Consider the following 13,121-nt stretch of genomic DNA (forward strand, 5'->3'; position numbering starts at 1 on the left):
TTAGATTAGATTAAACATAATAGCCCAATTAATGGCCTCTTTTAAACTTTTGATATCTAGTTTTTTGTAAATACAAATCCTTTGCGTTCTTATAGTGTGCGGAGAACACAGTAATTGATGCCCTATTTCGGCATTGGTATATCCCTCTGATAAGAGCGTGAGCACCAGCTTTTCTTTTTTAGTTAGCTTTAGAAACTGAGGTAGTCTTTGTTGATACTTTTTAGAGATTTCCAGCTCTCTTTCCATTTTCTTGCCCATAGAGCCAAGCTCCTCAGTAGGAAGGTTGAATGTTAAAAAATTACCGTTAGAGCTTATTTTCGATGTTGTCAAGATATTCTGGAATGGTTGGTCAATGTCTCTCCTTACCACTTGAATATCTGTAAATGTGGTGTTTTGATCCCCATTTTGGTAAAAGTTTACTAGTGCAGGTAGAATTCTTTCAATAGTTCTGTTTTGCAAACGATCCAAAACAAATGAACTATCTTCTTGATTTAATTCTTTTTGAGTCCTACCATAAAACGCCAAACTTTTTGGACTTAGGACTCCGTATGAAAAATCCTGAGACCTATTGACAGAAATGAGAGAATCGGTTTCTTCACCTATATCTACTATCATTTCTTCATTAAGATACGTAAGAGCGTCAAGTTTGAAGACAGAGCATTTATGTAGATTGATAAGTTCTTTCTCTGTATAAATCATGATTTTGTAAGGCTAAATGAACAGTTATTAAAACTAGTTCAAGTTTGACGGGAAGGCAATACCCCGAACGGGGTATAATGATGCTGCAGGAATTGATATTTAAAAATATCAATCTTAAGCGTTTCGAACCCCAAAAACGCAAAAAGCCCATCACTCCTAGAAGAGATGGGCTAAATGAGAATCAAAAAAAAGAATTACTGCAACTCCTTACTGTCCAAAACAAACATTCTGGTGCTTTCTGTAAAAGTACCTCCAGTGGCATCTTGGTATTTTAAATCCACATAAATTGCTTTGAAGCCGGAGGCTGCAAATTCGGTAGAGACATCTACGTTAGAAACGTTTTTAAGACCAAGGCTTTTAGAGGTCCATTCGTCATTTCTGAAATCTCTGTCTTCAGAACTTGCCGTCCATACTAGCACGTCTATCAACTTGTCTGCGGAGGTCTTGATATTGATATCCATTCCTTTGCTAGTAGAAGTCGTCTTCCATGTGCAAACTGGATAAGGTCTTTTTTGAAGTGTGTTGCCCCAAAAAGCACCTAAGGCCTCCATGGCTTGTTTCCCGCCTGCTAAATCGTGACCTGCATTGGGCACATAATGAATGTAGTTTTCACCAGGAATACTGTCGTAATAGTTTTTGATAGCATCTACTGGCCAGTATGGGTCATTGGTTCCAATGAAAATCATTTTAGGCATGGTCAATTGCTTTCTATAAGAATAAGGGTCAATCATATTTACCAAGTAAGTACCCGTATCAGACGCCATAGATTGGGGTATTTCTAGAGCCACGTAGTCTTGAATCTCGATGCTGTAATCGTTCCAAGTAGATATTTGATACTGCAAACTAACTGGCATATTCAGGACGTCTATCACCATCGGTCCTATGGCTTCTACTCTTTTATCCTGTGAGCCTGTTAACCAAGTGGTCCAGCCTCTTTTTGAATAACCAGACAGGGTGAATTTCTCTATTTTCTTATGTAATTTTTGATCGGCAAACGCTTGAACCGCATCCATACCTCTAATGACACTTTTTACCATAGGAAAAAGTAGCGGCCAGTTATAATCGCCGTCTTTTTTGAAGTTGTGTAGCGTATATGATATCAGTGCATCTTCTGTTAAATCACCAAAGAGTGGCTGATTGGGCGTTTGTCTTATCAATGAAACCACGGCTTTGTTTTTTATAGCCATATTAGCCAGATCTGTTGAAAGCTCGTCTGTGTTGCTTCTTAAATTAGGTTCGGATTCCTCATTGCTTCCGCCAGATATAAATAGGAGCGAACCCGTGTATGCTACCTCTTTTGGTACAAAAACCGTAAGCTGGTGTTTCCATGTGATGCCTTGCCAAACTTGAGAGGTCATAATAAGTTGATACCCTTTTACGGAATCTAGTTCAAAACTGTCTGTAACAGCCCATTGATAAGCAGTATCTGCCTTGGCAATGTAACTTTCTAAGGCATTGATAGAATTTACCTCTGCAACCTTGGCTTGTTGTCTGCAAGATTGGAAAAGGATGGCGGACAGAAAAAGTCCGAAAATTAAGTTTTTTAATTTCATTTTTTTTGGGTCAATAATGGCATATGTTAGAACACCATTGTTTACGAGAAATTGGGAATATTTTTTTTAGAAATACTTCTTAAAACGAGTAGTCCATTTTAGTGAACTGGGAGTCTTAAGGGTGAACATGGGGATATGTTCAGGTAGGAACTGAGACAAAAATAGTTAACTATTAATAATAAATCAAATCTAAATATGAAATTTAAAGTTAGGTTAACGTACTGCAAGTCAGTATTTTACTCGCTTTTACTTTGTTCTGTTTTAAGCACTTCATTTGCTCAAGATTTACAGCATACACACGGCGGTTCACAGCACAGTCATGGTTATGCACATCTGGATTCTTTGATGAGTCAGTTTGCAGATCATAAATTACTTTTTCCAAGTAATGTCCCCGACAGAATCATACTAAACCTTACAGAAGACCCTATTACATCGGTGGCCGTAAACTGGCGAACCTCTTTAAATGTAAGGGAAGGTTTTATAGAATATGCTAAGGCTACACATGGCCCAGAGTTTAGAGATGCTGTTATGAGTCTAAAAGCCATCACAGAAACCCTAGTGGTGGAGCGGGAGAATGAGCCAGTTGTAAAGGCTAATTATCACGGAGGGATCATTAAAAACTTGGAACCAGGCCAGAAATATGTTTATAGAGTAGGGGCGGGATCAAGCTGGAGCGAGTGGTTTCAAATCACCATGCCTGGTAAGAATTCGCCTATATCTTTCGTTTATTTTGGCGATGCTCAAAATGAATTGAAGTCTATGTGGTCTAGAATTATTAGAGAAGCATATCATACCATGCCTCAGATAGATTTTATGCTTCACGCGGGCGACCTGATAAATGCTCATAACAGAGATGTGGAGTGGGGAGAGTGGTTTCATGCGGGTGGTTTTATTCATGCTCAGGTACCAAGCATTATGACGCCCGGAAATCATGAATACAGGAATGTAAAACTATCGCCACAGTGGAGGCCGCAGTTTAATCTACCGCTAAATGGCGTAAAGGGATTGGAAGAGACTTGTTATGAAATCAATTACCCTGAGATGAAGGTGATTTCCTTAGATGCAGAGCAGATTGACGAATCTCCTTTTTATAGTAAGGCTCAAGCAGATTGGTTAGATTCCATTTTGACTTACAATCCTAAAAAATGGACGGTTATAACCCTTCATTACCCAGTTTACTCTACTAAACCGAACAGAGATAATGTGAAATTGAGGGATACTTTCAAGCCTATATTTGACAAGCACAGAGTAGATTTAGTTTTGCAAGGGCATGACCATGCTTATGGAAGAGGAACAGCCAATAATGTGTCTACAGGTTCTTCTGTGAAATCTAAAGAATCTGGTACCATGTATGTGGTTTCTGTAAGTGGTCCTAAAATGTATGACATGACCTATGAAGAAAGCTGGATGGAGCGAAAGGCAGAAAATACGCAGCTGTTTCAGGTGATTACGGTAGCAGAAGATTTAGTACATTATAAAGCCTTCACGGGCTCAGGAGACCTATACGACTCTTTTATTTTAAAGAAAAACGGAAAGAAACCAAACGTGCTTATCAATCAGATTCCAGATACTCCAGAAAGAAGACATAAAAAGAAATAGCCTTCTACCAAGAAACATTTATTCAACATTATAATGACATAAAAAAATGCTTTATAGCCATGAAACTATAAGCCATTTAAAGGCACTTTTTGCCATGAAATTTATTTAACCGTAACCACAAAAATAGAAAGGATTATAGCCATGAAACTATAAAACACTAAAGCAGATAATTACCTAACCACTGCTTTAGAGCCATGAAAACTTATACTATGAAAAACCTTTGCTTTATAGCCATGAATTACAAAAATGCTGTTAAAACAGCACTTCTATTTTTACTAATTGGACCAGCGGTTTATAGTCAGCAGGGTGGGGATTATCTTCAAAATGCTTTTTTTGGAGAGCATGCCTCCTCTGTTTTGGTAGCCGCTCATAGGGCTGCCCATAATGCCGCACCAGAAAACTCTCTACGATCCGTAGAAAACGCTATTAAAGAGGGGATTGATATTATCGAGATTGATGTCAAAACATCAAAAGATGGAGTGCCCATGTTAATGCATGACGGTACAATAGACCGTACCACCAACGGAACAGGGGCATTGGAGACTTACACTTTTGAGGAACTTAGAAAGCTTAGACTTAAAAATGCTGATGGCACTTTGAGCGACCAGCAAATTCCAACTTTGGAGGAGGTCTTCCAGCTAACAAAGGGTCATATTCTGATAGACTTGGACTTAAAATTGAAGAATATTAGATCTGTTGTAGCGGAAGTTCAAAAATCATTGATGCATGATCAAGTCTTCTTTTTTGATAGCGATTATAGTGTATTAAGGAAGATAAAAAGGATAGATCCTAGCCTGTACCTTATGCCAAGAACGCATTCTGATAAAGAGGTGGCCAAGGCTATTCGTATTTTCAACCCTGTTATTATTCATATTGACCCAAGTTTTTATACCAAAGCTTTGGTAGACGATATGAAGTCTAAAAAGATTAAAGTTTGGATTAATGCCTTTGGCAAAATTGATAAATCCTTAACAGAAGGAAGTAGCGACCTTTTAATGGATTTCCTACAAAATGGTGCTAATGTATTGCAAACAGACCAGCCAGAAAAAATGCTTAAGGCTTTAAAGTCAACGGGCTTACATCAGTAGTACTGGATGTTAAAACTTTTAATGCTTCCTAATTATTTTTTGTTGTGACTTATTCACTTCTATAATTTCTTTAACCCGCTTTATGCATTAGCTACTCTCCCGATTTTATCGGGAGAGTAGCTAAATTGCTTCAAATCAGTTCGTAAATCCATTTAAGCGAGATTGGCATAGCACCGCTATTGTGATTGATTTTAAATGTCTGATTTTTAAAACTCATTACGTTTCTCCAATGCATCAACCGGGTTTTATGCTTTTGGGAGGCTATGCTAACAAGTGTTTTGGCTATCATACCTAAGGTAATTCCCTTAACAGACCACTCCTTTTTTACGCAACCAACCAAGACTAATTCTAATTTAGAAACCTAAAGCGTTTTGCAGATGTGTTGCATTCTATTTTCTTGTACTTTTGCCGGCAGTTGAGATTTACAACCTTCATATTGTCCCTTTCGGTGCTGCTAATGGCTATTATGCCATGCGGAGACGATTTTCTATTATCTGTAAAAGGTAATACGGATGGAGCTAGATTAGTGGATAGAACGCATCAACACCAAGAAGGTGACGAAGACGACTGTAGTCCATTTTGCCTTTGCCAGTGCTGTGGCTCCTCATTTCATTTTGACCTCAGTCTGGTTCCCATTAAAATCTGGATTCCCGCTCGTTTTACTTATACATTTTATTATTCCTTTAATTATACTGGCGATTACTCTGCCGGTGTCTGGCATCCTCCTAGCCAAGTTTAAGCTTTTTCTAGGGCGTATTACGTCCAAATCATTCCATTCTAAGGTTTTAAAATTCAATTTATGTTTGATAAGATAATTGCTTATTCTGTACAGAATAAGTTTATAATAGGGCTATTTATGCTTGCCCTGAGTGTATGGGGAATATTCTCCATTCGCCAAATACCCATTGATGCTGTACCAGACATCACTAATAATCAGGTGATGATTATCACCACTTCTCCCACCTTGGCTACACAGGAGATTGAACAGTTTATCACCACCCCCATTGAGCTCTCGCTCCAAAATCTTCAAAAAACAGAAGAAATCAGGTCAATTTCAAGGTTTGGTTTATCGGTCATTACCGTAGTTTTTGAAGAAGATTACGACATCTATTTGGCTCGTCAGCTTGTAGGAGAGAGTTTGAAAGAGGCTCAAAGTAATATTCCTGAAGGACTCGGAACACCCGAACTGGCACCTATTTCTACAGGTTTGGGAGAGATTTACCAGTATGTGGTAATTCCTGAGCCAGGTTTTGAAGAGAAGTATTCCGATACCGATTTAAGGACCATTCAAGATTGGATAGTGAAACGTCAGCTTTCTGGAATACCCGGAGTAGCAGAGATTAACTCCGCTGGTGGTCATCTTAAACAATACGAGGTTGCTGTAAATCCCAATTTACTGAAGTCGATGGGCATTGGTATTACTGAGGTTTTTGAAGCCTTGGAAAGTAGCAATGAAAATACGGGCGGCGGATATATTGAGAAAAATCCGAGCACGTATTATATAAGAACAGACGGCATTGCCAAGTCTTTGGAGGATATTGGGCATATAGTGGTATCCGAAAAAAACAATATTCCTATTTTAATTAAGGATGTGGCCACCGTTCAGTTTGGAAAAGCCCTGCGATACGGTGCCATGGTTAGAAATGGCAAAGAAGTGGTGGGCGGAAAGGTGATGATGTTTAAAGGAGCCAACTCCGCAGAGGTTACTGAACTGGTGAAAGAGCGGGTGTTGCAGATTCAAAAGTCTTTACCCGAAGGTGTAATCATAGAACCCTATTTAGTCAGAGATAAACTAGTAAGTACTGCCATGGGTACGGTAGAGAAAAACCTGATTGAAGGTGGGCTTATTGTAGTTTTCATCTTGGTTATCTTATTGGGAAATTGGCGTGCAGGGCTTATTGTGGCTTCTGTTATTCCTTTTGCCATGCTTTTTGCTGTTTCCATGATGAACCTGCTGGGTATTTCGGCCAACCTCATGAGTTTAGGAGCTATAGATTTTGGATTAATCGTAGACGGGGCGGTTATCATAGTTGAGTCTGTGGTACATCGATTGCAGGTGGGTTATGGAGGTAAAAAGATGACTCAGAATCAAATGGATAATGAGGTGATAAACTCATCTCAGAAGATTAGAAGTTCTGCTGCCTTCGGCGAAATTATCATACTCATGGTGTATATACCTATCTTAGCTTTGGTGGGTATAGAGGGCAAAATGTTTAAACCGATGGCTCAAACCGTCATGTTGGCCATTACAGGAGCTCTTATTTTGTCGCTTACTTATGTGCCTATGATGTCTGCCTTGTTTTTGAAAAAAGAGGTGAGTAATAAGAGAACCATCGCCGACAGAATCATTGATTTCTTTCAGAAATTATATACCCCAATTTTAGATTTAGCCTTGCGTTTTAAGACCCTTTTTGTGGGTGGTACGTTTGTACTTTTTATAGTAAGTTATATCGTTTTTTCAAAGATGGGCGGTGAGTTTATTCCTACGTTAGAAGAGGGAGATTTGGCTATTCAACAGATTCTACCTCCGGGTAGCTCTCTAAGTCAAAGTGTGGAAACAGCCAAGGTCATTCAGAAGAAGTTATTGGCAGAGTTTCCGGAAATAGAAGAGGTGGTGGTAAATATTGGTTCGTCAGAAATACCGACAGACCCCATGCCTGTTGAGATAGGAGATTATACGCTAGTTATGAAACCAAAAGAAGAATGGACAACGGCATCAAATAGGCAGGAAATGTTTCAAAAACTAGATGCTTCTTTAATGGAAATTCCGGGCGTAGCTTATGAATATTCTCAGCCTATTCAATTGAGGTTTAATGAATTAATGACTGGGACAAAGGCAGATATTGCCATCAAACTTTTTGGAGACGATTTGGATTTACTACATGTCAATGCTAAAAAAGCAGAACAGATCATTGCCCAAATTGCGGGTGTGGGCACTATCAATGTGGAACAAACCATAGGTATGCCACAGGTAATTATTGATTATAATTATGATAGAATGGCACAATATGGCTTGCATATAAAAGAGGTGAATCAGGTGGTTCGCTCTGCTTTTGCGGGCGAAAAAGCTGGAATTATATATGAGGGCGAAAAACGATTCGACTTGGTTATAAGACTAGACCAAGAAAATAGAACGGGCGTAGAAGATATCAAAAATCTATTTATCACTTTGAAAAATGGCAGCCAGGTTCCTTTGAGTTCTATTGCTGACATTTCTCTAAAGAACTCTCCAATGCAGATATCAAGAGAAAACACCAAAAGGAGTATCGTTATAGGTGTCAATGTGGGAGATACAGACGTAGAATCATTGGTGTCTAGTATTCAAGAGGAATTAGAGGCCAAACTTCAGCTACCGACTGGTTATTACTTTACCTATGGCGGGCAGTTTGAAAACTTAAAAAAGGCCAATGCTCGTTTGGCGATTGCCCTGCCTATAGCCCTTGGGCTTATTTTTATTCTTTTGTATTTCACTTTTGGTTCCTTGTCGCAAGCCGGTCTCATTTTTACCGCCATTCCCTTGTCTGCCATTGGCGGTGTGTGGGCATTGCAGCTGAGAGGGCTGCCTTTTAGTATTTCAGCCGGTATTGGCTTCATTGCATTGTTTGGCGTGGCCGTTTTAAACGGAATTGTATTGATAGGGTATTTTAACCAGCTAAAAGATGAAGGAATGAGCAATGTGGTAGATCGAATTATTGAAGGTACCAAAGTGCGGTTAAGGCCTGTTTTAATGACGGCCACAGTGGCGTCTTTCGGTTTCTTACCCATGGCCATTTCTACCTCAGGTGGAGCTGAAGTGCAGCGTCCGCTGGCTACCGTAGTGATAGGTGGACTACTAACTGCCACGTTTTTAACACTCATCATTATACCAATTCTGTATTATTGGTTAGAGAAATGGAGTGAACGAAAAGAAGCGATCATTAATGGCAAACTGGCTCTCATCCTTGTTTTCTTTTTAGGTATTTCGATTTCTTCTTATGCACAGAAAAGAGAGGTTGATCTAGAAACTGCTATTGATTTGGCCATTCAAAATCATCCAGAGATGAGGGCGTCAAACTTGGCTATTGAACAAAGCAAATCGTTACAAAATTTGAAATACAATCCGGGAAATACAGATTTCAATTACCAGTCGGATGCTATCAATGAAAAGCTGTATGGTCAGCAAGTGAATCAGCTCGTGCTTAGGCAAAATTTTGAAAATCCAAGTGTTTTTAAAGCGGCAAACGATTTACAAAACCATAAGGTGTTGCAAAATGAGATAGGCAAAAGCCTTACCATGACGGAATTGAAAAGGAACATAAGGCTGTTATTTTACAACATTCAGTTTAAAAAGCAGCTTTTAAGTCTTTATGAGCAGCAAACCAAAACATATGAGACTTATCAAAAAACAGCCGCACTAAGATTAGAAACAGGTTCTGCTAATCCTATGGAAACATTAAACCTGAAGGCTAAAAGTGCCGAATATGGATTGCTTAAAAGGCAAATTGAAATTGAAATACTTAATCTCGAGAAAGCTTTGGCATTTCAGATCAACATCAGCGATCAACTCACTACTTCGGCTGTGCCAGAGGTTATGAGTTATGGCAGTTTTGACTTTGAAAGTATTGCCAGCTTGAAGATGAAGGAACAAGAAATGGAAATAGCCAAATCTCAAGAAGCTATTATAAAGGCTCAATTGAAACCGGGATTTCATTTGGGTTATTCCGCACAAAACTATTACCAAGGAGGCTGGCTAAATGGTGTTCAGGCAGGCATAAGTTTGCCCATTTTTAATTCTCAACTCAAAAAGAAAATAGCGGCACAGAAAATTTCTGTAAGGCAAGCGGAGCAACAAATTGACAGCGAAAAGATCAAAATTCAGTTGGCCATTAATACCGCTCAAAATGCCATTCAAATCTATGAAGAGGGTAGAGCATTTTACGAGGGGCAGTTGCAAACTGTTAATCCTGAAATGATTAGAGTGACCCAACTAAATTATGAGGCTGGTGAGCTTCCATATTTGGAACTTCTAAATACCCTACAAATTTCTGCCAGTACACATAAGGCTTATTTAGAGCAAGTATGGGCACTTAATCAGGCTATAGCCAATTATCAATTTTTTATAAATCAATAAATAGATGCATCATTATATAAAATATTTAGCAATTGCCACGGTGGCATTGTTTAGTTCTTGTGGCTCTGAAAAAACAAAGGAAGAGAACGTAGCAGTGGATAATACGGCTCTAACGGCTACCCCTGAAAACGTCATTCATTTAACCTCAAAACAAGTACAGACCATCGGATTAGAGCTTGGAGAATTAAGCACCATGAAGGTGAACGGTTTTGTGAAGGCGGCTGGTACTTTGGGTATTCCACCAAACGCCTATTCTTCTGTCACTGCCAAAGCGTCTGGAATAATAGTGGGCAGCAAAAAGTATGTAGAAGGTAATTTTATTAAAAAGGGAGAGGTGATTTCCTTCATAGAAAACCCTGACTTCATTATAAAGCAGCAGGATTATTTAGAAGCTAAAGCCCAATTAAAGCTGAAGAAACTAGAAAAGGCCAGACAGCAAACGCTTTTTGATGCTGCGGCAGGGGTTTCCAGAACCTTAGAAACTGCAGAGGCAGAATTGGCGGTATTGGAAGCTAAAACCATGAGTTTGACAAAGCAGCTGGCTTACTTGGGTATTTCTGTAGAAAAACTAACTCCTGAGACCATTACGCAGCGGATAGCTCTAATAGCACCAATGAGTGGTTATATTTCTAGTATTAAGATGCATAATGGCATGTTTGCTGAAGCTACGGCCTCTCTGATGGAGATTGTAGCAGACGACCACCTGCACTTAGAATTAGATATTTTTGAGAAGGATATTGCGGGCATTAAAGTGGGACAAGAAATTAGCTATACCGTACCTGCTTTAGGAAATCAGAAATATGATGGAGAAGTGAGTGTGATAGGGAAGGAGTTTAATCAAGAAACGAAGACGGTAAGAGTTCATGGCCATTTACATGGCAAAAAGCCTCCGTTTTTGAAAGATTTATTTATCAATGCAGAGATTTGGTTAAATAATAAAACGGTAAATGCTCTGCCCGAAGAAGCCATTTTTAAAGATGGAGAAAACTCTTATATCTACCTTTCTGTTCCCAACAGTAATAGTGAGATGTCGGATTTTAAAAAGCATGTGGTAATTCCAGGTGCTGTCAATAAAGGTTATGTGGCGGTAGATTTCCTAGACGAATTACTTGAAGGCACTAAGATAGTGACTAAAGGAGCTTATTACATTTATGCCAAGTCTCAGTCTGGAGATTTAGCTCACACGCACTAGAAAAAAGAAAGGTTGCCGTTTTAGCGGCAGCCCTCTTCTGGTTTCTTAGGAGTATTATATGAATAAAATCTTTGTCGGAAAACATTAACTTTTCAACGCTCGAATTCACTTTAGAGGAAGCTATTTACCATACCCAAGATTGTTTTTATTCTGGAAATGACCATGGTCTAAATCGCCGTCGCAGGCTTTCAGGAGTAAGGCTTTTAGTTCTTTTAATCTTTTAGGTTGCTGTTCAGACAGGTCATTTTCTTCTTTAAAATCGTTCGGTAAATAAAAAAGCTCTACTGCATCTTTTATCAGGTCGGTTCTGATTTTCCAACCGTCTTTGGTAATGAGCGTAGGTCCTGTGAAAGAAGCATAAACAACAAACGGGTGTTCCTTATCTTTTTTACCGTTTAGCAGTTCCTTTAAGAAAGAAATGCCGTCGGTTTTATAGTTTTTATTAAAGCCTGTTAATTCGGCTAGTGTTGGTAGTATATCGTAATTGGTTACCAATCTTTCACTGGTCAATCCTTCTTGAATTTTCCCCGGCCATCTTACTATCAGTGGCACATTAATGCCGCCTTGCAGATTACTTCTTTTCATCCCTGCTCTACCACCGTTTCCGTTAAAAACATCGCCACCTACTTCACTGTAATATTTCTGATCTAAATCATTGAATCGCTCGCCGGTTTGCATATTGGTATAAGGTTTTAGCACACGACCTTCCAAACCATAGTAAATTTCGTGACCATTATCTGAGGCAAAAATGACCATGGTATGATCATCGAGATTTAAGGCTTCTAGTTTATGAAGTATTTGACCTACATTGTCGTCAAGCATTTTTACCATGGAGGCATATTCCTTCTCTATTTGAGTTAAGCGATCATTGTTAATAAAGTCGGGGTGAACCTCGGGAATGGAAACAGGACCATGAGGCAGCTGGGTAGGGAAATATAAAAAGAAAGGATTCTGTTTATTCTCATCTATAAAGTTAAGCACCTTATCCATGAAGAGATTCTGAGAATAGACTTTTTTACCCTCCATATTCCAGCGTTCTTTTAAACCTTCTGGAGTTTCTGGCTCAGCAGATTTTCCAGAATTTAAGAGTGTATTGCCTTCAATCTCTACAAGCTTGCCATCTTCAAAAAGGAATGGAGGATAAAATCCATGGGCTCTTTCATGGTCTAAATACCCAAAATAATGATCCCATCCATGTCTTTTCATTTGCTTATCTGTAGCAGAAAAACCCCACTCAAGTTTACCAAATTGAGCTGTTTTATAGCCCATCTTTTGAGCCACTTCGCCTAAAAATACTTGGTCTGATGGAATAGGTGAAAGCACATTATTGATGGTCTTTTCAATGTCGGCAAGATTTGATTTTGTTGCTTTTTTATAGATGCCACCATGGGTCACTTCAAATCTATTTTCATGACAATCGTGCATGCCAGATATAAGTGAAGCCCTAGAAGGAGCACAAAGCATGTTGGCATAGGCATTTTTAAATCGCATGCCTTCCACCGCCAGCCTATCAATATGTGGCGTTGTAATGATTTTTTGCCCTTCATGCCCTAGCATGCCAATCCCTAAGTCGTCGGCATAAATGAGAATGATATTGGGTTGTTTTTGAGCAATGCTTTGAACAATGCAAAAAAGAATAAGAAGAGGAGCGAGTAAAGGAATCTTGATTTTCATTTGTTTTTAGCAGGACAGAAATTGAAGTCATATCACTAAGCTAAGGCATTTAGCGTAAAAAATGGTTTTAAGCCTTTTGCTTAAAGAAGTGTTAAGAAAATGTAAAAATTGCCCTTTTAAGCTCACAGTTAGCTTTTTAGGATTCATTAGGTCACTGTTTATCCAATTTTTTACTGTAAAATGAGACATTTGATGTCCTATTTAGA

8 protein-coding genes are annotated in these 13,121 nt (G+C 38.9%); 5 read left to right on the forward strand and 3 right to left on the reverse strand.

Going from position 1 to position 13,121, the window contains the following annotated elements:
- Complete coding sequence (locus ACSBFT_RS03800; protein ID WP_489603565.1) at positions 1-699, reverse strand: helix-turn-helix transcriptional regulator; 699 nt, start codon at positions 697-699, stop codon at positions 1-3.
- A 194-nt stretch (positions 700-893) separates the two neighbouring features.
- A complete protein-coding gene (locus tag ACSBFT_RS03805) occupies positions 894-2,252 on the reverse strand; it encodes a PhoPQ-activated pathogenicity-related family protein (protein WP_489603567.1) in 1,359 nt (452 codons plus the stop codon).
- A 195-nt stretch (positions 2,253-2,447) separates the two neighbouring features.
- Between ACSBFT_RS03805 and ACSBFT_RS03810 the strand changes: the two genes are divergently transcribed.
- The 5 genes from ACSBFT_RS03810 to ACSBFT_RS03830 all read left to right on the forward strand — a co-directional run bounded on the left by ACSBFT_RS03810 (position 2,448) and on the right by ACSBFT_RS03830 (position 11,241).
- On the forward strand, positions 2,448-3,851 hold the full coding sequence (locus tag ACSBFT_RS03810; RefSeq protein ID WP_489603568.1) for a purple acid phosphatase family protein: 1,404 nt from the start codon (positions 2,448-2,450) through the stop codon (positions 3,849-3,851).
- 194 nt (positions 3,852-4,045) lie between these two features.
- Positions 4,046-4,939: a glycerophosphodiester phosphodiesterase family protein gene (locus ACSBFT_RS03815; protein ID WP_489603570.1), complete on the forward strand. Its 894-nt coding sequence runs from the start codon at positions 4,046-4,048 to the stop codon at positions 4,937-4,939.
- A gap of 436 nt (positions 4,940-5,375) precedes the next feature.
- Positions 5,376-5,678, forward strand: coding sequence for a hypothetical protein (locus ACSBFT_RS03820; protein ID WP_489603571.1), 303 nt, complete (start codon positions 5,376-5,378; stop codon positions 5,676-5,678).
- Between the two features lie 60 nt (positions 5,679-5,738).
- The gene (locus ACSBFT_RS03825) at positions 5,739-10,049 is read left to right on the forward strand and encodes a CusA/CzcA family heavy metal efflux RND transporter (protein ID WP_489603573.1); all 4,311 of its coding nucleotides are present in this window, start codon (positions 5,739-5,741) and stop codon (positions 10,047-10,049) included.
- 4 nt (positions 10,050-10,053) lie between these two features.
- Positions 10,054-11,241 carry an efflux RND transporter periplasmic adaptor subunit gene (locus tag ACSBFT_RS03830; RefSeq protein ID WP_489603574.1) on the forward strand — a complete coding sequence of 396 codons (1,188 nt, stop codon included), beginning with the start codon at positions 10,054-10,056 and terminating at the stop codon, positions 11,239-11,241.
- Positions 11,242-11,361: 120 nt separating this feature from the next.
- Here the strand turns inward: ACSBFT_RS03830 and ACSBFT_RS03835 are convergent, their stop codons facing one another.
- The gene (locus ACSBFT_RS03835; RefSeq protein ID WP_489603575.1) at positions 11,362-12,915 is read right to left on the reverse strand and encodes an arylsulfatase; all 1,554 of its coding nucleotides are present in this window, start codon (positions 12,913-12,915) and stop codon (positions 11,362-11,364) included.
- Positions 12,916-13,121 lie beyond the last annotated feature (206 nt).

Source organism: Arcticibacterium sp. SM2516 (genome assembly GCF_057914865.1).